Origin of the sequence: Azomonas agilis (assembly GCF_007830255.1) — a bacterium.
In the GTDB taxonomy this organism is placed as follows: Bacteria; Pseudomonadota; Gammaproteobacteria; order Pseudomonadales; family Pseudomonadaceae; genus Azomonas; species Azomonas agilis.
In genome coordinates this window covers 364,912-383,772 of the sequence record NZ_VLKG01000002.1, presented here as the reverse complement: position 1 = coordinate 383,772, position 18,861 = coordinate 364,912, and the positions used below count along the sequence as shown (strand labels likewise).

General features: G+C 55.1%; 16 protein-coding genes. All 16 read left to right on the top strand.

Annotated features, from left to right (window positions below):
* The first annotated feature begins 19 nt into the window (after nucleotides 1–19).
* The 16 genes from LX59_RS04205 to nuoL all read left to right on the top strand — a co-directional run bounded on the left by LX59_RS04205 (nucleotide 20) and on the right by nuoL (nucleotide 18,847).
* Nucleotides 20–1,216, top strand: coding sequence for a ribosomal protein uL16 3-hydroxylase (locus LX59_RS04205; protein WP_144570592.1), 1,197 nt, complete (start codon nucleotides 20–22; stop codon nucleotides 1,214–1,216).
* Complete coding sequence (locus LX59_RS04200; RefSeq protein WP_144570591.1) at nucleotides 1,200–1,622, top strand: GNAT family N-acetyltransferase; 423 nt, start codon at nucleotides 1,200–1,202, stop codon at nucleotides 1,620–1,622. Before LX59_RS04205 ends, LX59_RS04200 begins: the two co-directional genes overlap by 17 nt.
* 41 nt (nucleotides 1,623–1,663) lie before the next feature.
* The gene (locus tag LX59_RS04195; RefSeq protein WP_144570590.1) at nucleotides 1,664–2,467 is read left to right on the top strand and encodes a secretin N-terminal domain-containing protein; all 804 of its coding nucleotides are present in this window, start codon (nucleotides 1,664–1,666) and stop codon (nucleotides 2,465–2,467) included.
* Between the two features lie 433 nt (nucleotides 2,468–2,900).
* Nucleotides 2,901–4,496, top strand: a complete 1,596-nt coding sequence (locus LX59_RS04190) for an isocitrate lyase (protein WP_144570589.1) — start codon at nucleotides 2,901–2,903, stop codon at nucleotides 4,494–4,496.
* A gap of 214 nt (nucleotides 4,497–4,710) precedes the next feature.
* On the top strand, nucleotides 4,711–6,696 hold the full coding sequence (locus tag LX59_RS04185) for a PhoX family protein (protein WP_144570588.1): 1,986 nt from the start codon (nucleotides 4,711–4,713) through the stop codon (nucleotides 6,694–6,696).
* 429 nt (nucleotides 6,697–7,125) lie between these two features.
* A complete protein-coding gene (locus tag LX59_RS04180) occupies nucleotides 7,126–7,536 on the top strand; it encodes an NADH-quinone oxidoreductase subunit A (RefSeq protein WP_144570587.1) in 411 nt (136 codons plus the stop codon).
* A gap of 12 nt (nucleotides 7,537–7,548) precedes the next feature.
* Nucleotides 7,549–8,220: an NADH-quinone oxidoreductase subunit B gene (locus tag LX59_RS04175; protein ID WP_144570586.1), complete on the top strand. Its 672-nt coding sequence runs from the start codon at nucleotides 7,549–7,551 to the stop codon at nucleotides 8,218–8,220.
* A 51-nt stretch (nucleotides 8,221–8,271) separates the two neighbouring features.
* Entirely contained in the window at nucleotides 8,272–10,053 is a 1,782-nt protein-coding gene (gene nuoC / locus LX59_RS04170) for an NADH-quinone oxidoreductase subunit C/D (protein WP_144570585.1), read from the top strand.
* A 2-nt stretch (nucleotides 10,054–10,055) separates the two neighbouring features.
* The gene (nuoE, locus tag LX59_RS04165) at nucleotides 10,056–10,556 is read left to right on the top strand and encodes an NADH-quinone oxidoreductase subunit NuoE (protein WP_144570584.1); all 501 of its coding nucleotides are present in this window, start codon (nucleotides 10,056–10,058) and stop codon (nucleotides 10,554–10,556) included.
* Nucleotides 10,553–11,857, top strand: coding sequence for an NADH-quinone oxidoreductase subunit NuoF (nuoF, locus tag LX59_RS04160; protein WP_144570583.1), 1,305 nt, complete (start codon nucleotides 10,553–10,555; stop codon nucleotides 11,855–11,857). Before nuoE ends, nuoF begins: the two co-directional genes overlap by 4 nt.
* Before the next feature lie 88 nt (nucleotides 11,858–11,945).
* Nucleotides 11,946–14,639, top strand: a complete 2,694-nt coding sequence (gene nuoG / locus LX59_RS04155) for an NADH-quinone oxidoreductase subunit NuoG (protein ID WP_144570582.1) — start codon at nucleotides 11,946–11,948, stop codon at nucleotides 14,637–14,639.
* Nucleotides 14,636–15,625 (top strand): NADH-quinone oxidoreductase subunit NuoH, encoded by a 990-nt coding sequence (gene nuoH / locus LX59_RS04150; protein ID WP_144570581.1) that lies wholly within the window; start codon nucleotides 14,636–14,638, stop codon nucleotides 15,623–15,625. The genes nuoG and nuoH overlap by 4 nt, the downstream gene beginning before the upstream one ends.
* Before the next feature lie 10 nt (nucleotides 15,626–15,635).
* On the top strand, nucleotides 15,636–16,184 hold the full coding sequence (gene nuoI / locus LX59_RS04145; protein ID WP_144570580.1) for an NADH-quinone oxidoreductase subunit NuoI: 549 nt from the start codon (nucleotides 15,636–15,638) through the stop codon (nucleotides 16,182–16,184).
* Nucleotides 16,185–16,194: 10 nt separating this feature from the next.
* The gene (gene nuoJ, locus LX59_RS04140) at nucleotides 16,195–16,701 is read left to right on the top strand and encodes an NADH-quinone oxidoreductase subunit J (RefSeq protein WP_144570579.1); all 507 of its coding nucleotides are present in this window, start codon (nucleotides 16,195–16,197) and stop codon (nucleotides 16,699–16,701) included.
* Nucleotides 16,698–17,006, top strand: a complete 309-nt coding sequence (gene nuoK / locus LX59_RS04135; RefSeq protein WP_144570578.1) for an NADH-quinone oxidoreductase subunit NuoK — start codon at nucleotides 16,698–16,700, stop codon at nucleotides 17,004–17,006. The genes nuoJ and nuoK overlap by 4 nt, the downstream gene beginning before the upstream one ends.
* Nucleotides 17,003–18,847, top strand: coding sequence for an NADH-quinone oxidoreductase subunit L (gene nuoL / locus LX59_RS04130; RefSeq protein WP_144570577.1), 1,845 nt, complete (start codon nucleotides 17,003–17,005; stop codon nucleotides 18,845–18,847). Before nuoK ends, nuoL begins: the two co-directional genes overlap by 4 nt.
* Nucleotides 18,848–18,861 lie beyond the last annotated feature (14 nt).

The window sequence follows — 18,861 nt, the reverse complement described above, 5'->3', positions numbered from 1 at the left end:
CTATCGAACAGGTACGGCTATGAATCCGGATATGCCTTTGCAATTACTGGGTGGTTTAACGGCGCGCCAATTTTTGCGCGACTACTGGCAAAAAAAACCTTTGTTAATCCGCCAAGCCATTCCCGGTTTTGAAAGCCCGCTGTCCCCCGACGAACTGGCCGGTTTATCCCTTGAAGAAGAAGTAGAATCCCGCTTGGTTATCGAACAGGGCGCATATCCTTGGGAGTTACGCCACGGCCCCTTCGACGATGACATCTATCAAAACCTCCCCGAACGCCAATGGACATTACTGGTTCAAGCTGTTGACCAGTGGGTGCCCGAAGTCGCAGAACTGATCAAACCCTTCCGCTTTTTACCCGATTGGCGCGTAGACGATGTGATGATCAGCTACGCTGCACCCGGCGGCGGCGTTGGCCCTCACTACGACAATTACGACGTCTTCTTGCTGCAAGGTTATGGCAAACGCCGCTGGCGAATCGGGGATTTTTGTGATGAAAGCAACCCTAGGGCCGATCATCCAGATTTAAAAATTCTGGCCGAATTTCCCCAAACCGACGAATGGGTTTTAGAGCCCGGCGACATCCTCTACCTCCCCCCGCGCATCGCCCACGATGGCATTGCTGTGGATGAATGTATGACCTATTCCATCGGCTTTAGAGCGCCGAGCGTGAGCGAAGTCTTAACCCACTTTACCGATTTTGTAGCCCAATTTACCTCCGAGGACGAGCGCTACACCGATACCGACATTAGTCCAGTCTCTGATCCTTACCAAATTCAAGCTGATACGCTAGTGCGCCTGAGAACACTGATCACTGAACACCTAAGCGACGATCGCTTACTGATGACCTGGTTTGGCCAGTTCATGACTGAGCCCCGTTATCCGGATCAGATTGCAGGCCCAGAGCAAATAACCGAAGCTGATTTGGTAGCCGCATTGCATCAAGGTGCCCTGCTGGTACGCAATCCCTGTGCACGACTGGCGTGGGCTGAAATTGACCTTGGCCCGCTGTTGTTTGCCAGCGGTCAGAGCCGTTTGCTCTCCGGTCATCTTAGCGAGCTGACCCGCCTACTGTGTCAGGCTGAAGCACTCTATGCCGATAACTTAGCGCCTTGGCTGGACGACTCAGAAGCTATTCAGCTGTTAGTGGAATTATTAAAACAAGGTTCACTGAGCTTCTCTGAAGCGGAGGACGATGAACATGAGTACCGAAATTGAAGTCCGCCTGACGAACTGGCAACAGGATCAAGCGGCCCTACGCCACATCCGCGAACAGGTGTTTATTCAAGAACAGTCGGTTCCAGAAGATCTGGAGTGGGATGCCGAGGATGAAGACGCTACCCATTTTTTGATGATGATCGACCAACAAGCCATAGGTACAGCGCGTTTACTGACCAATGGGCAAATCGGACGCTTAGCCGTCCTCAGCCCGTGGCGGGGTCGCCATCTGGGGGCTAATTTGATGCGCGCGGTCATCAGCGAAGCGGAGCGCCGTGGCGTGCACCCACAACGTCTAGCCGCTCAAGCCCGTACCGTGTACTTTTATCAGCGTTTAGGTTTTCGCGTTATCAGCCCACCCTTTATGGATGCGGGCATTCCTCATGTAGATATGATTCGCCCTTAGTCCGGTAGCTCACTGGGCTCTGACCATCGGAGGTCTGATCTATGGGATTGCGCTTACTGGCGTGGGTACTGGGTTTAAGCCTATTAGCCTCATCGGTGCAGGCTGCTACGGAGGTCATAAGCCTAAACTACCGTAGTGCAGACGAGTTACTCCCCATAGCCCAATCCGTCGTTGGAGGACAAGGGCGCTTAGCCGCTCAGGGTAATCAACTGGTGGTCACTGCCCCTTCTGAGGTTATCCAAGAGCTGCGCCAAACCCTGCAAGAACTGGATCGAGTCCCACGCCGACTGCTGATCAGCGTCGATACTCAAGACTTCTCCAACAATCGAGGACAGGGGTATCAAGTCGATGGCTCCATCAACACCGGCGAAGTGAGTGTTCAGTCTGGCCACAGTGAGCGCAATCAGGTGCGTATCATCCGCCGCAACACCAGCAGCCGTGATGGTGGTATACAGCAGGTTCAAGCCACCGAAGGCTATCCGGCCCTATTAGAAGTTGGGCAGCGGGTTCCGCTGACTAATACCAATACGGATCGCTACGGCGATCCTTACCAAAATACCGAATACCACAATGTGATGCGCGGCTTTTACGCCACGGCCACGATCAATGGGGATTGGGTACAGATCAACCTAAGTACCCAGCGCGACCGCGTTAACCACAATCGCCCCGAAGTCCTAGACCTACAAAGCACTGAGACTCGTGTCAGTGGTCGTTTGGGCGAATGGATTCCTGTCAGCGGTATCGACGAAAACGCCAGCAGCCAGAGGGACGGCATTTTGCGCCACTACTCCACCCAAGGTAGCCAGAACCAATCTTTGCGTATCAGGGTTGAGCTGCTGGATTAAATCCTCCGAAAGTCGATATGTAGTGAGTAAAAAAATCCACTACAAAACCATTGACGAACCTTCTCTAACCAAGCATCATGGGCTCGCTCCCGCTAAACAGGGGACCTGGTAAAAGGGTCTTCGGAGTGAGCTCCAGCCATCCGCTGGGCCATTCCGCAGCGCACTGCCTACAAGGCAGAGCGTATGAGACTAGGTAGTTACCAATGGGCAGGACTACGAAAAATAAGGGTTTTGAAATGTAGTGTACTAGAGCGATTACAACAACCTCTGGGCGCTCCCCCTAAAATCCGATGACGTAGCCTAAGCTTAAGTAGTCTACCGCTCGACACTCTGTGGCGTGTTGCTGGCTGTGGCAAAACAGCGTGGCACGCAAGTTCCAGGTTGAAAACACTTATAGATGCTCAACCACACCCAATTTTTTAAAGGATTGAACATGTCCGCTTATCAAAATGACATCAAGGCCGTTGCAGCCCTGAAAGAAAAATTCGGTAGCAGCTGGAACGCGATCAACCCCGAATCCGTTGCTCGTATGCGCGCCCAAAACCGCTTTAAAACCGGTCTGGATATCGCCAAATACACCGCAGCCATCATGCGTAAAGACATGGCTGAGTACGATGCCAACAGCGGCCTGTACACCCAATCTCTGGGCTGCTGGCACGGCTTCATCGGTCAGCAAAAGCTGATCTCCATTAAGAAACACCTGAAAACCACCAACAAAAAGTACCTGTACCTGTCTGGCTGGATGGTTGCCGCCCTGCGCTCTGACTTCGGCCCACTGCCTGACCAGTCCATGCACGAAAAGACTGCGGTTTCTGGTCTGATCGAAGAGCTGTACACCTTCTTGCGCCAAGCCGACAGCCGTGAACTGGATCTGCTGTTCACCGCTCAAGACGAAGCTCGTGCTGCGGGCGACAAAGCCAAGGCGGACGCAATCCAAGCTCAGATCGACAACTACGAAACCCACATCGTACCGATCATCGCTGACATTGACGCTGGCTTTGGTAACCCAGAGGCTACCTACCTGCTGGCCAAGAAAATGATCGAAGCCGGTGCCTGCTGCATCCAGATCGAGAACCAAGTATCGGATGAGAAGCAGTGCGGTCACCAAGACGGTAAAGTAACCGTTCCGCATGCTGACTTCCTGGCCAAAATCAACGCCGTTCGCTATGCCTTCCTGGAACTGGGTGTTGACGATGGCGTCATCGTTGCCCGTACTGACTCCTTGGGTGCTGGCCTGACCAAGCAAATCGCCGTGACCAACGAGCCAGGCGATCTGGGCGATCTGTACAACTCCTTCTTGGATTGCGAAGAAATCTCCGCAGCCGAGCTGGGCAATGGCGATGTAGTTATCAAGCGCGAAGGCAAGCTGCTGCGTCCGAAGCGTCTGCCTTCCAACCTGTTCCAATTCCGTAAAGGAACCGGTGAAGCGCGTTGCGTTCTGGACAGCATCACCTCGCTGCAAAACGGTGCTGACCTGCTGTGGATCGAGACTGAGAAGCCCCACGTTGGCCAGATCAAAGGCATGATGGATGAAATCCGTAAGGTCATCCCCAACGCCAAGCTGGTTTACAACAACAGCCCGTCCTTCAACTGGACTCTGAACTTCCGTCAGCAAGTATTCGATACCCTGCAAGCCGAAGGCAAAGATGTTTCCGCCTACGACCGTGCCAAACTGATGAGCGCCGAATACGACGCCACCGAACTGGCTCAGATCGCCGACGAGAAGATCCGTACCTTCCAACGCGACGGCTCTGCTCAGGCTGGCATCTTCCACCACCTGATCACGCTGCCAACCTACCACACCGCGGCTCTGTCCACTGATAACCTGGCCAAAGGCTACTTCGCTGAAGAAGGCATGCTGGCCTACGTTAAAGGTGTTCAGCGTCAAGAGATTCGCCAAGGCATCGCCTGCGTTAAACACCAGAACATGGCTGGCTCCGACATCGGCGACAACCATAAAGAGTACTTCGCTGGTGAAGCGGCTCTGAAGGCTGGTGGTAAAGACAACACCATGAACCAGTTCCACTAATCGGAACAGTTCAACCCGAGCATAGCTAGAATCTGCCCTCTCTAGGTTCTAGCGCTGCAACTGATGGCCCCGTAGCAATACGGGGCTTTTTTTATGCCTTACCGCGTATCAAATATTTCAGCACTCACCTCAAACTGTCATCGGACTGTCTTATTTCCTCGTTAGCGTCGGAGTGCTCCCCAATAAAACAGCACAAAGATCGAAAATGAGATCTATGAATCACGACAAGATGACCGCCATCAACGCACAGCACCGTGAACCGCCTGCCAATAGCTCAAACAACTTGCACCTCAATGACGTATTAGCCCAAAGCCGCCGCCAACTGATTAAAGGCAGTGCTGCTTTATGCGCCCTTAGCTTTATGGGGGTAAGTCTTATACCTAAAGCACGGGCAGAATCGGCAGAGACCGAAACAACACCCAGTCCAATCACCCGCCTCCCGTTTGAGGCTATTCCCATCAGCCGCGCAGACAGCATTCAACTTCCTGAAGGCTTTAGTGGCGAAGCTTTTATTCCTTGGGGAACACCCATTACGGGGCGTTACCCCAGCTTTTTGGAAGACGCCAGCAACACGGCCCAAGATCAGGCGGAGCAAACGGGCATGCACCATGATGGCATGCACTTTTTCCCCATTGATGCTCAGGTCGGAGCAGGCAAGCGCAGCGATCACGGGTTACTGGTAGTCAATCACGAGTACATTGACCCGCAATTACTGCATCCCAATGGCCCAACCCTATCAACAGTGGGTGAACGCACCAACGCCGATGAAGTGCGCAAAGAAATCAACGCCCACGGAGTTTCGGTGGTAGAAATCCAACGCGATAGCCGAGGACGTTGGTCTGTGTTGCCCTCAACCCGTAATCGACGTATTACCGGCGTTACCCCCATGCGCATTGAAGGCCCAGCCCGAGGCCACGCGCTCATGCAAACGCGCTACAGCCCCAGCGGAACTACCAGCCGAGGCACCTTAAACAACTGTGCCAGCGGCCACACTCCTTGGGGCACGTACCTGACCTGTGAAGAAAATTGGGCGGGTTATTTCTCTAACCAAGATGCAGAACCACCTCGCGAACACAGCCGCTACGGGATTCAAAAAACCACCCGCTATGGCTGGGAAACCCTAACCGGGGATGAATTCCAGCGCTTCGATGCCAGCCAACAAGCGGACAGTCCATTGAAAGACTACCGCAATGAGCCCAACACCTTTGGTTGGGTAGTAGAGATTGATCCTTTTAATCCTGACGCTACCCCTATCAAGCACACTGCATTAGGGCGTTTTGCTCACGAAGGCATTATTTTCGCCCCCACTGAGCCAGGGCAAAGGCTGGTGTGCTATTCCGGCGATGACTCAGCCAACGAGTACATCTATAAATACGTCAGCCGTAACCCCTATCGTCCGCGCTCAGACAATAGCCGTTTACTGGATGAGGGTATCCTGTACGTAGCTCGCTTCAATGCAGACGGTACGGGTGATTGGCTGGCTCTGGATCTTAGAGATCCCGACTTTCAAAAAGCCTGCACCGCCAAGGGCGTTCAGTTCAGTGACCAAGGCGAGGTACTGATCAATACTCGACTGGCGGCTGATGTTGCCGGAGCCACCAAAATGGATCGCCCTGAATGGGGAGCCATCAACCCAATCTCGGGAGAAGTGTACTTTACCCTGACCAATAACAGTGCACGCAAAACCGCAGATGCTGCTAATCCGCGCAGTCCTAATCCTTATGGACACATCATTCGCTGGCAGGAAAGCAGCCCAGATTATTCAGGTACCCATTTTAATTGGAGTATTTATCTGCTAGCCGGCCCTGAACAAGAAGGTCAAATACAAGAGCAATTCTTACAAGCAGAGAATATTTTGGCCAGTCCCGATGGTCTGTGGTTCGATCCAGCAGGCCGCTTGTGGATTCAAACCGATATGAGTGGTGATCAACTCAGTTCTGGCCCCTTTGGTAACAACCAAATGTTGGTTTCCGACCCCACGACTGGCGAAACCAAACGCTTTTTAGTAGCCCCAATCGGTGCAGAAGTTACAGGTATTACGGCCACACCGGACTTTCGTACTTTGTTTATTAATATCCAACATCCCGGCGAAGGCTCTACCTCAAAACGATTTACCAGTCACTGGCCCTCGGGTGAAGACAAACGTCCGCGCTCAGCCACTTTAGTAATTAACCGTACTAACAATCGACCATTAATATAAGCTTAGTCCGGGTATTGGTATTTTTTTTGCTTAAAATATCAATACCTCACGACAAAAATCAATAATTAACACATGATAATAATTATCAACAAATAACAGTACCTTAGTATTAAAACGAAAGATCCTATATATTTTCATATAACACATGAAAATATAAAAAATGCTCAAAAATCTTTTTAGCTCTAAAAAAGATTAAATATGAATCAATAAATTAATGTTCATTGATATAAATCAATGAACAAACACAAGAATATTAGAATTTACAACGAGACACACTCAAAGCAATACGAAATTAATGTCCCAGCAAGACTAAATAAGTTCCTTGAAGAGGCTTATAAATAGGCACTAAAATTTGCGCAGTTTTCTATTGCGTTAAATTACTTTTAACGTGCCAATTTAATAACAAGTTCCCTCTTCTTGGAGTTCAACATGCCTGATGCAGGTTCTTCCCTTGCCCATAACTGGGGCTTGGGTATCTTTTTATTGGGTGTCTGTGCCCTATGTTTGTTCATGCTAGGTGTATCCAGCCTCCTCGGTAGCAAAGCCTGGGGACGCAGCAAGAACGAACCCTTTGAATCAGGGATTGTTTCCACCGGCTCAGCCCGCCTTCGCCTCTCCGCCAAGTTCTACTTAGTCGCGATGTTGTTCGTTATCTTCGACGTCGAGGCTCTTTACCTATTCGCCTGGTCTGTCTCAGTACGCGAAAGCGGCTGGGCTGGATTTATTGAGGTAGCTATTTTTATCGCAATTCTACTGGCTGGCCTTGTTTATCTTTGCCGTGTAGGGGCTCTAGATTGGTCCCCTGCTAGCCGCAAAGCACGACAAGAACAGCAAAAGTAAAGAGGCCTTGTCATGCAGTATAAACTAACTCGAATAGACCCCAATGCGACCAATACGCACTACCCCATCGGGGAACGCCAATTGGTTGATGATCCCTTAGAACAGGTTCATCGCAACGTCTTCATGGGTAAACTGGAAGATGTGATGAAGAAGGCGGTCAACTGGGGACGCAAAAACTCCCTGTGGCCTTACAACTTCGGTCTGTCTTGCTGCTATGTGGAAATGACCACAGCCTTTACCGCGCCCCACGATATCGCCCGCTTCGGGGCCGAAGTAATCCGAGCCTCACCGCGCCAAGCTGACTTCATGGTGGTTGCCGGAACGCCCTTTATCAAAATGGCTCCGGTGATTCAGCGCCTGTACGAGCAAATGCTCGAACCCAAGTGGGTGATTTCCATGGGTGCCTGCGCCAACTCCGGTGGCATGTACGACATCTACTCCGTAGTACAGGGTGTCGACAAATTCTTACCCGTAGACGTGTACGTACCCGGCTGCCCACCCCGCCCCGAGGCCTTCCTGCAAGCCTTAATGCTGTTGCAAGACTCCATCGGCCAAGAGCGCCGTCCGCTGTCTTGGGTAGTGGGCGATCAGGGCGTATATCGGGCTGAGATGCCTTCGCAGCGTGAAGTGCGCCGCGAGCAGCGTATCCAAGTCACCAATTTGCGCAGTCCGGACGAAGTCTAATCCGCCCTGACTGACAAAGGCATTTACCCCTTGACCATAGTGATTTGAATCATGACCGCAGAACAGGCGCTGTACATCCCGCCGTACAAGGCCGATGACCCGGATGTTGTTGGCGAGCTGACTGCCCGCTTCGGCGAGCAGACGCTCACCCTACAAGGAACCCGCACCGGCATGCCGGTAGTTTGGGTACCCCGTGAAAAACTGATCGAAGTGCTGAGCTTCCTGCGTGGACTGCCCCGCCCCTACGTCATGCTGTATGACCTGCATGGTGTGGATGAGCGGCTGCGTACCCATCGTCAGGGACTGCCGGCTGCTGACTTCAGCGTGTTCTACCATCTGATGTCACTGGAGCGTAACAGCGACGTGATGATCAAGGTAGCGCTCTCTGAAGGGCAAATGAACCTGCCGACCGCCTCCAACATTTGGCCCAACGCCAACTGGTACGAGCGTGAAGTCTGGGACATGTACGGCATCACCTTCGATGGCCATCCGCACCTGACTCGTCTGCTGATGCCGCCAACCTGGGAAGGTCACCCGCTGCGTAAAGACTACCCAGCCCGTGCCACCGAGTTCGATCCCTACACTCTGACCGCTGCCAAGCAAGATCAAGAGCAGGAAGCCCTGCGCTTTGAGCCTTCTAAATGGGGCATGAAGCAGCACAAGGAACACGAAGACTTCATGTTCCTGAACTTGGGCCCGAACCACCCTTCGGCCCACGGTGCTTTCCGGATTGTGCTGCAACTGGACGGTGAAGAGATCGTCGACTGCGTGCCTGAAATCGGCTACCACCACCGTGGTGCTGAGAAGATGGCCGAGCGTCAAAGCTGGCACAGTTTCATCCCCTACACCGACCGGATCGACTATCTGGGCGGGGTGATGAACAACCTGCCGTACGTGCTTTCGGTTGAGAAGCTGGCCGGTATTACCGTTCCGGCGCGGGTCGATGTGATCCGTATCATGATGGCTGAGTTCTTCCGCATCCTGAACCACCTGCTGTATCTGGGTACGTACATTCAGGACGTGGGCGCGATGACTCCGGTGTTCTTCACCTTCACCGACCGTCAACGCGCCTATAAAGTGGTCGAAGCCATCACCGGTTTCCGTCTGCATCCGGCTTGGTACCGCATCGGTGGCGTCGCCCACGACCTGCCACGCGGCTGGGACAAACTGGTCAAAGAATTCATTGACTGGATGCCCAAGCGCCTCGACGAGTACGAAAAAGCCGCGCTGCAAAACAGCATCCTCAAAGGCCGTACCCAAGGCGTTGCCGCGTATAACAGCAAAGAAGCGCTGGAGTGGGGTATTACCGGTGCTGGCCTGCGTGCCACCGGCGTGGATTTTGACCTGCGTAAAGCCCGTCCGTACTCCGGCTACGAAAACTTCGAGTTCGAAGTTCCGCTGGCGGCCAATGGCGATGCCTACGACCGCTGCATGGTCAAAATGGGCGAAATGCGTCAGAGCCTGCGCATCATTGAGCAGTGCCTGAAAAACATGCCCGAAGGCCCGTACAAAGCGGATCACCCGCTGACGACGCCACCACCGAAAGAACGTACCCTGCAACACATCGAGACCCTGATTACCCACTTCCTGCAAGTGTCTTGGGGCCCGGTGATGCCGGCTAACGAAAGTTTCCAAATGATCGAAGCCACCAAAGGGATCAACAGCTATTACCTAACCAGTGATGGCGGCACCATGAGCTACCGCACCCGTATTCGCACGCCGAGCTTTGCACACCTGCAACAGATTCCGGCGGTGATTCGCGGCAGCATGATCCCTGACCTGATTGCCTATTTGGGCAGTATCGACTTCGTCATGGCTGACGTGGACCGCTGATCATGAGCCCGACAGAACTGATTCAGACTGACCGTTTCGTGTTAAGCGAAACCGAGCGCTCGGCCATCGAGCACGAAATGCACCACTACGAAGATCCACGCGCGGCCTCTATTGAGGCGCTGAAGATCGTGCAAAAAGCACGGGGCTGGGTTCCCGATGGTGCTATTCCGGCCATTGCGGACATCCTCGGCATTCCCGGCAGCGATGTGGAAGGCGTTGCAACCTTCTACAGCCAGATCTTCCGCAGTCCAGTGGGTCGCCACATCATCCGTGTGTGCGACAGCATGACCTGCTACATCGGCGGCCATGAAACCCTGCTGGAAAGCGTTCAGAACGCGCTGGGCATTGGCTTGGGTCAAACCACCGCCGATGGCCGCTTTACCCTGCTGCCCGTGTGCTGCTTGGGTAACTGCGACAAAGCCCCAGCCCTGATGATCGACGAGGACACCTTCGGCAATGCTACGCCCGAAGGGATGGCCGCCCTGCTGGAGCAATATCCATGACACTCGCATCCTTCGGCCCGATCAATAGCTCTGCCCGTCAGGAGCAAACCCATCCGCTGACGTGGCGCTTGCGCGCAGATGGCGAACCCGTTTGGCTGGACGAATACCGCCAGAAGAACGGTTACGCTGCCGCCCGCAAAGCCTTGCTGGAAATGGCCCAAGCGGACATCGTGCAGCAAGTGAAAGACTCCGGCCTCAAAGGTCGCGGCGGTGCGGGCTTCCCCACCGGCGTGAAATGGGGTCTGATGCCTGCCGATGACAGCATCACCACCCGTTACCTGCTGTGTAACGCGGATGAGATGGAGCCCAACACCTGGAAAGATCGCATGCTGATGGAGCAACTGCCCCATCAATTGATTGAAGGCATGCTGATCAGTGCGCGCGCGCTGAAAACCTACCGGGGTTACATCTTCCTGCGCGGTGAATACGTCGACGCAGCGCGTAACCTGAACCGCGCCATCGATGAAGCCAAGGCCGCTGGCCTGTTGGGGAAAAACATTCTCGGCACTGGCTTCGACTTTGAGCTGTTCGTGCACACCGGTGCTGGCCGTTACATCTGCGGTGAAGAAACTGCGCTGATTAACTCGCTGGAAGGCCGCCGTGCTAACCCACGCGCCAAGCCACCGTTCCCAGCCGCCGCCGGTGTTTGGGGTAAACCCACCTGCGTCAACAACGTGGAAACCCTGAACAACGTGCCCGCCATCGTCCTCAACGGCGTGGATTGGTACAAGTCGCTGGCCCGTCCCGGCAGTGAAGACATGGGCACCAAGCTCATGGGCTTCTCCGGCAAGGTGAAAACCCCCGGCATCTGGGAAGTACCCTTCGGCATCAGCGCCCGCGAACTCTTTGAAGATTTCGCCGGTGGTATGCGCGATGGCTACACCCTGAAGTGCTGGCAGCCCGGTGGCGCAGGTACAGGCTTCTTACTGCCCGAACATCTGGAAGCCAGCATGTATGCCGGTGGCATTGGCAAAGTCGGCACCCGTATGGGTACAGGCCTCGCCCTAGCCGTAGATACCAGCATCAATATGGTTTCCCTGCTGCGCAACATGGAAGAGTTCTTCGCCCGTGAGTCTTGCGGCTGGTGTACGCCTTGCCGTGACGGTCTGCCTTGGAACGTAAAAATATTGCGTGCCCTAGAAAAAGGCCAAGGCGAACCAGGAGACATCGAGCTACTGGAACACTTAGTACGCAGCTGCGGCCCGGGCAAAACCTTCTGTGCCCACGCACCCGGTGCGGTCGAGCCTTTAGGCAGCGCGATCAAGTACTTCCGAGCCGAGTTTGAGGCGGGCCTCGCCTGATTCGGTTTAGGCCCGAGGCAGTAGTCCATCGGGCCGGTAACGCTTTTTATATAGCCATTCCCGTTTCGGCGGGTAGGAAGAGACGCTCATGGCCACTATTCACATAGACGGCAAAACCTATGAGGTCGATGGGTCAGACAACCTGTTACAGGCTTGTCTATCCCTCGGGCTCGATGTGCCTTACTTCTGCTGGCACCCCTCGCTGGGCAGTGTCGGCTCGTGCCGCCAATGTGCTGTTACCCAGTACAACGATGAAAACGACAAGCGCGGCCGCTTGGTCATGTCTTGCATGGCGCCGGTACAGGACAACATGTGGATCTCCGTCGAAGACGAAGAAGCCAAGAAGTTCCGTGCCAGTGTTGTTGAATGGTTGATGACCAACCACCCGCACGACTGCCCAGTCTGCGAAGAAGGCGGTCACTGCCATCTGCAAGATATGACGGTGATGACCGGCCACAACAAGCGCCGTTATCGCTTCACCAAACGTACCCACCAAAATCAGGAGCTCGGCCCGTTCGTCGCCCATGAGATGAACCGCTGCATCGCCTGCTACCGCTGCGTGCGTTACTACAAAGACTATGCCGGCGGCACGGATCTGGGCGTATATGGCGCTCACGACAACGTGTACTTTGGCCGCGTTGAAGACGGCGTGCTGGAAAGCGAATTCTCCGGCAACCTGACCGAAGTCTGCCCCACCGGTGTCTTCACCGACAAAACCCACTCCGAGCGCTACAACCGCAAGTGGGACATGCAGTTTGCGCCGAGCATCTGCCACGGCTGCTCCACCGGCTGTAACATCAGCCCCGGTGAGCGCTACGGCGAACTGCGTCGGATCGAAAACCGCTTCAACGGTGAGGTCAACCAGTACTTCCTGTGCGACCGTGGCCGCTTTGGTTATGGCTACGTCAACCGCACAGATCGTCCTCGCCAAGTGCTGTTGGACGGCCAAGCCCTCAGCATTGATACCGCCTTTGCTCGGTTATCGGATCGCCTGAAAGCTCGCCGTTTGGTCGGTATCGGCTCGCCGCGTGCCAGCTTAGAAAGCAACCATGCCCTTAAAGAGCTGGTCGGCGCAGAGAACTTCTCCACCGGCTTGACTCAATCTGAGCAAGAGCTGCTGGAGCTGACGCTGGATATCCTGCAAAACGGCCCGCTGCCCACCTCTACCCTGCGCGATGTCGAAGCCCATGACGCAGTGTTTGTATTGGGTGAAGACCTGACCCAAACCGCGCCTCGGATTGCTTTGGCTGTGCGTCAAGCCGCTAAAGGCAAAGCGACTGAAATCGCTGCCGGTATGAAGATTCAGGATTGGCACGCTTTGGCGGTGAAAAACGTCGCCCAAAATGCGCTGTATCCCGTGTTTATTGCCAGCACCCAAGAAACGCGCTTGGATGACGTAGCCGACACGCTGCACGCTGCCCCAGCCGATCTGGCGCGCTTTGGTTTTGCCGTCGCGCACTTCATCGACAACACCGCGCCTGTCGTCACAGGTTTGAGCAATGAGGTTCTGGCCCAAGCCCAAAGCTTGGCTCTGTCCCTGTTGGCCGCCCGTCGTCCGTTGTTGGTAGCGGGTAGCTCCTTGGGTTCTCGCGCCATTCTGGAAGCCGCAGCCAACATCGCCAAAGCGCTGAAAAACCGTGAAAAAGCGGCCTCGATCAGCTTGGTGGTTCCTGAAGCCAACAGTCTGGGTCTGGCGCTGCTGGGCGGTAAGCCGTTAGAAAGCGTTCTTGACCTGAGCACCGCTGATGCGCTGTTCGTGCTGGAAAATGATCTCTACCGCCGTCTGGATGCCCAACGGGTTGACGAGGCACTGAGCAAAGTGTCCACCTTGGTGGTGCTGGATCATCAGCAAACGGAGACCTTGAAGAAAGCTCAGTTTGTGTTGCCCGCCGCTACCTTCGCGGAAGCCGACGGTACACTGGTCAGCCAAGAAGGTCGCGCCCAACGCTTCTTCCAAGTCTTTGATCCCACGTTCTACAAGCCCGGCGATCAAGTACGCGAAAGCTGGCGTTGGTTGCATGGCCTCAGCTCAGCGCTGAAAGGCCAAGCCATCGACTGGACATTATTGGATCACGCCACCGAAGCCTGCGCCGCTGCGGTGCCCGCCTTGGCCGGTATTCGTGATGCAGCGCCCAAAGCCTCATTCCGGATTAAAGGTCTGAAGCTGGCGCGCGAGCCGCTCCGTTACAGTGGCCGTACTGCCATGCGCGCTAAGATCAACGTCCACGAGCCCCGCATTCCGCAGGATCAAGACACCGCCTTTGCCTTCTCCATGGAAGGTTATTCCGGTACTCAAGAACTGCGGCAGCAAATTCCCTTTGCTTGGGCTCCGGGTTGGAACTCGCCTTCGGCGTGGAACAAATTCCAAGACGAAGTGGGCGGCCATCTGCGCGCGGGTGATCCCGGCGTGCGTTTGATTGAGCCTAGCGGTGCAGACAGCCACTGGTTCAGCGTGTGTGCAGCCTACCAACCGGAAGCTGGACGTTTTATCAGCGTACCGGTGCACCACATTTTTGGCAGCGGTGAGATGTCTGCCCTGACACCCGTCATGCAAAGCCGCATTCCAGCGCCTTATGCTGTGGTTTCCAGCGAAGATGCCGAGCGTTTGGGCTTGAAAGATGGCGCACAGGTTCAACTGCGCAGTGACACGCAATCGCTGACCGTCACCCTGAACCTCAGCACGCAATTGCAACCGGGCCTGATCGGACTGCCAGTAGGTATTTCCGCCATCCCTGTTAAAGCAGGACTGGTCATCGACGCGATTGAGGAGTGCGTGCAATGAGCTGGCTGTCTCCGGAAATGGCGGACATCGTCATTCAAATCCTGAAGTCGCTGGTCATCATGCTGGCGGTGGTGGTGTGCGGTGCGCTGCTCAGTTGGGTAGAGCGTCGTCTGCTGGGCCTGTGGCAAGACCGCTATGGCCCGAACCGAGTTGGCCCCTTTGGTGCCTTCCAGCTCGGCGCGGACATGGTGAAGATGTTCTTCAAAGAAGACTGGAATCCACCCTTCGTGGATAAACTGATCTTCACCCTCGCCCCTGTGGTCGCTATGAGTGCCTTGCTGATCGCCTTTGTGGTGATCCCTGTCACTCCGACGTGGGGCGTTGCGGATCTGAACATCGGTCTGTTGTTCTTCTTCGCCATGGCGGGCTTGGCCGTGTACGCGGTGCTGTTTGCCGGTTGGTCGAGTAACAACAAATTTGCCCTGATCGGTGCTTTGCGCGCTTCAGCACAAACCCTGTCTTACGAGGTGTTCTTAGGACTCTCGCTGATGGGGATTGTGGCGCAGGTCGGTTCGTTCAATATGCGCGATATCGTGGACTATCAGGCGCAAAATGTCTGGTTCATCATCCCGCAGATTCTGGGCTTTGCGACCTTCTTCATCGCTGGCGTGGCAGTCACCCACCGTCATCCCTTTGACCAGCCCGAAGCGGAGCAGGAAATCGCCGACGGTTACCACATTGAATATGCCGGTATGAAATGGGGCATGTTCTTCGTGGGTGAGTACATCGGCATCGTGATGGTGTCGGCTCTGTTGGTGACTCTGTTCTTCGGTGGTTGGCATGGCCCCTTCGGTCTGCTACCGGAAGTGCCCTTCCTGTGGTTTGCCCTGAAAACCGGCTTCTTCATCATGCTGTTCATCCTGCTGCGCGCTTCTTTACCGCGTCCGCGTTATGACCAAGTGATGGCCTTTGGCTGGAAGGTCTGCCTGCCTCTGACCCTGATTAACCTGCTGGTGACCGGCGCGCTCGTTTTGGCCGCCCAGTGAGGACTGTCCGATGATTCGATCCATAATTCACATTCTGCACGGTACCTACACGCAACTGCGCAGCTTGGTCATGGTGTTCTCCCATGCCTTCCGCAAGCGTGACACCCTGCAATATCCGGAAGAGGCGGTCTATCTGCCTCCACGCTATCGTGGCCGCATTGTTCTGACCCGCGATCCCGATGGCCAAGAACGTTGCGTGGCATGCAACCTCTGCGCTGTCGCCTGCCCCGCTTCCTGCATCTCCTTGCAGAAAACTGAGGCTGAGGACGGTCGTTGGTATCCCGAGTTCTTCCGCATTAACTTCTCGCGCTGCATTTTCTGCGGCATGTGCGAAGAGGCGTGCCCCACCACGGCGATTCAGCTCACTCCAGACTTCGAGATGGCGGACTTCCGTCGTCAGGATCTGGTGTATGAGAAAGAAGACCTGCTGATCTCTGGCCCCGGTAAGTATCCGGAGTACAACTTCTACCGCGTTTCTGGTTTGTCCATCACCGGCAAGCCTAAGGGTGCGGCTCAGAACGAGGCAGCTCCAATCAACGTGAAAGGCTTGCTGCCCTGAGGACATGACGATGGAATTTGCTTTTTACTTTTCCGCCGGTATTGCCGTGCTCGCGACCCTCAGGGTGGTGACGCATACCAATCCGGTACATGCCTTGCTGTACTTCATCATCTCGCTGCTGGCTGTGGCCATGTGCTTCTTCTCGCTGGGCGCGCCCTTTGCGGGGATTTTGGAAATCATCGTTTACGCCGGTGCCATCATGGTGCTGTTCGTGTTCGTGGTGATGATGCTCAACCTCGGCAGCTCCACCATGGCGCAGGAGCGTCAATGGTTGAAGCCCGGCATTTGGTTTGGCCCCGCTGCTTTGTCTTTGGTTCTGCTGATTGAGCTGCTGTATGTGCTGTTTAGCAGCGATGTCACGGCCACCATTACCGGCGAAAGCGTCGATGCTAAAGCGGTTGGTGTTCATTTATTCGGGCCTTACCTGTTGGCGGTAGAGCTGGCATCCATGCTGCTGTTGGCTGCATTGGTAGCGGCTTTCCACTTAGGTCGTCCAGAAGCCAAGGAGCTGTCATGAACGGTATTCCCATGGAGCACGGCCTCGCCTTGGCCGCAGTGCTGTTCAGTATTGGCCTGCTGGGGCTGATGGTACGGCGCAATATTTTGTTCGTGCTGATGAGTCTAGAAGTGATGATGAACGCTGCGGCGCTGGCCTTTGTGGTCGCAGGCGCGCGCTGGATTCAAGCCGACGGACAAATCATGTACATCCTGGTGATTACGCTGGCGGCTGCTGAGGCCAGCATTGGATTGGCGATCCTGCTGCAATTGCATCGCCGCTTCAACACCCTGGACATTGATGCAGCCAGTGAGATGCGCGGATGAACCTTTTATTCCTAACCTTTGTATTTCCGCTGATCGGCTTTTGTCTGCTGTCTTTTTCACGCGGCCGCTGGTCGGAGAATAAGTCAGCGCTGATCGGCGTGGGCTCGGTGGCTCTGTCGGCTTTGACCAGTGCGTGGGTGATCGCGGACTTTCTGAGCAACCCACCCTCAGGTGGCGTTTACCATCAGCTATTGTGGCAGTGGATGGCCGTTCCCGGCTTCTCCGCCGACCTCGCTCTGTATCTGGACGGACTGTCCGTAACCATGCTTGGCGTGGTGACGGGGGTGGGTTTCTTTATCCACCTGTTCGCCTCTTGGTACATGCGCGGTGAAGTGGGCTACTCCCGCTTCTTTGCCTACACCAACCTGTTTATCGCTAGCATGTTGTTCTTGGTGCTGGGCGATAACCTGCTGTTCCTGTACTTCGGTTGGGAAGGCGTGGGTCTGTGCTCCTACCTGCTGATCGGCTTCTACTACTCAGATCGCAACAACGGCAATGCCGCACTGAAAGCCTTTATCGTGACCCGCGTGGGTGACGTGTTTATGGCTTTTGGTCTGTTCATTCTGTTTGTGCAGTTAGGCACCCTGAATATTCAGGAAGTCTTGACCCTCGCGCCTCAGAAGTTTGCCCAAGGTGACTTGTGGGTCACATTGGCCGCTCTGGCCCTGCTGGGTGGTGCGGTCGGTAAATCCGCTCAATTGCCGCTGCAAACTTGGTTGGCCGACGCGATGGCAGGCCCAACGCCAGTTTCGGCCCTGATCCACGCCGCCACCATGGTGACTGCCGGTGTGTATCTGATCGCCCGGACGCACGGTCTGTTCCTGTTGGCTCCAGACATTCTGGAACTGGTGGGCATCGTCGGCGGTGTAACGCTGGTGCTGGCCGGTTTTGCCGCGCTGGTACAAACCGACATCAAACGTATCCTCGCGTACTCCACCATGAGCCAGATCGGTTATATGTTCTTGGCGTTAGGCGTGGGGGCTTGGGACGCGGCGATTTTCCACCTGATGACCCATGCCTTCTTCAAGGCGCTGCTGTTCCTTGCTTCCGGTTCGGTGATTCTGGCCTGCCACCACGAGCAGAACATCTTCAAGATGGGCGGTCTGTGGAAGAAGATTCCGCTGGCGTACCTCAGCTTCTTGGTCGGTGGTTCGGCGCTGGCGGCTCTGCCTTTGGTCACTGCCGGTTTCTACTCTAAGGATGAAATCCTGTGGGAAGCCTTAGCCAGCGGCCATAACCTGCTGTTGATTGCCGGTCTGTTGGGTGCGTTCTTAACCTCCATCTACACCTTCCGCCTAATCTTTATCACCTTCCACGGTGAAGCTAAGACGGATGCCCATAGCGGTCACGGTCTGTCCCATCACCTGCCTTTGCTGGTTCTGATTGTGCTGTCTACCGCAGTCGGTGCTTGGATCACGCCTCCACTGCACGGCGTTCTGCCCGAAAGCGTAGGCCATGCCGGTGGCGATGCCAAACACACCTTGGAATTCGTATCGGGTGGTATTGCGGTTGCCGGTATTTTGATCGCTGCGCTGTTGTTCCTAGGCAAACGCACGCTGGTGACTAAGCTGGCGCAAACCACTGTGGGCCGCAAGCTCAGTGCGCTGTGGTATGCCGCGTGGGGCTTCGATTGGCTGTATGACTTGCTATTCGTCAAGCCCTATCTGCTGGTCTGCCGCGCGTTGGGCAAAGACCCTGTAGATCAAGGTATTGGTGTGCTGCCCTATTTAGTCCGCCAAGGCAATGCTCTGACGGTTCGCACCGAAAACGGCCAGTTGCGCTGGTATGCCCTCTCCCTCGTGGCGGGTGGCGTGCTGTTGCTCGGCATCATTCTGCTCTGATTTGTGCAAGGACT

What these genes read in the sequence shown, in the direction of transcription:
- LX59_RS04205 (WP_144570592.1), top strand. Translation starts at nt 20, where the DNA reads ATGAATCCGGATATGCCTTTGCAATTACTGGGTGGTTTAACGGCGCGC.
- LX59_RS04200 (WP_144570591.1), top strand. Translation starts at nt 1,200, where the DNA reads ATGAGTACCGAAATTGAAGTCCGCCTGACGAACTGGCAACAGGATCAA.
- LX59_RS04195 (WP_144570590.1), top strand. Translation starts at nt 1,664, where the DNA reads ATGGGATTGCGCTTACTGGCGTGGGTACTGGGTTTAAGCCTATTAGCC.
- LX59_RS04190 (WP_144570589.1), top strand. Translation starts at nt 2,901, where the DNA reads ATGTCCGCTTATCAAAATGACATCAAGGCCGTTGCAGCCCTGAAAGAA.
- LX59_RS04185 (WP_144570588.1), top strand. Translation starts at nt 4,711, where the DNA reads ATGAATCACGACAAGATGACCGCCATCAACGCACAGCACCGTGAACCG.
- LX59_RS04180 (WP_144570587.1), top strand. Translation starts at nt 7,126, where the DNA reads ATGCCTGATGCAGGTTCTTCCCTTGCCCATAACTGGGGCTTGGGTATC.
- LX59_RS04175 (WP_144570586.1), top strand. Translation starts at nt 7,549, where the DNA reads ATGCAGTATAAACTAACTCGAATAGACCCCAATGCGACCAATACGCAC.
- nuoC (WP_144570585.1), top strand. Translation starts at nt 8,272, where the DNA reads ATGACCGCAGAACAGGCGCTGTACATCCCGCCGTACAAGGCCGATGAC.
- nuoE (WP_144570584.1), top strand. Translation starts at nt 10,056, where the DNA reads ATGAGCCCGACAGAACTGATTCAGACTGACCGTTTCGTGTTAAGCGAA.
- nuoF (WP_144570583.1), top strand. Translation starts at nt 10,553, where the DNA reads ATGACACTCGCATCCTTCGGCCCGATCAATAGCTCTGCCCGTCAGGAG.
- nuoG (WP_144570582.1), top strand. Translation starts at nt 11,946, where the DNA reads ATGGCCACTATTCACATAGACGGCAAAACCTATGAGGTCGATGGGTCA.
- nuoH (WP_144570581.1), top strand. Translation starts at nt 14,636, where the DNA reads ATGAGCTGGCTGTCTCCGGAAATGGCGGACATCGTCATTCAAATCCTG.
- nuoI (WP_144570580.1), top strand. Translation starts at nt 15,636, where the DNA reads ATGATTCGATCCATAATTCACATTCTGCACGGTACCTACACGCAACTG.
- nuoJ (WP_144570579.1), top strand. Translation starts at nt 16,195, where the DNA reads ATGGAATTTGCTTTTTACTTTTCCGCCGGTATTGCCGTGCTCGCGACC.
- nuoK (WP_144570578.1), top strand. Translation starts at nt 16,698, where the DNA reads ATGAACGGTATTCCCATGGAGCACGGCCTCGCCTTGGCCGCAGTGCTG.
- nuoL (WP_144570577.1), top strand. Translation starts at nt 17,003, where the DNA reads ATGAACCTTTTATTCCTAACCTTTGTATTTCCGCTGATCGGCTTTTGT.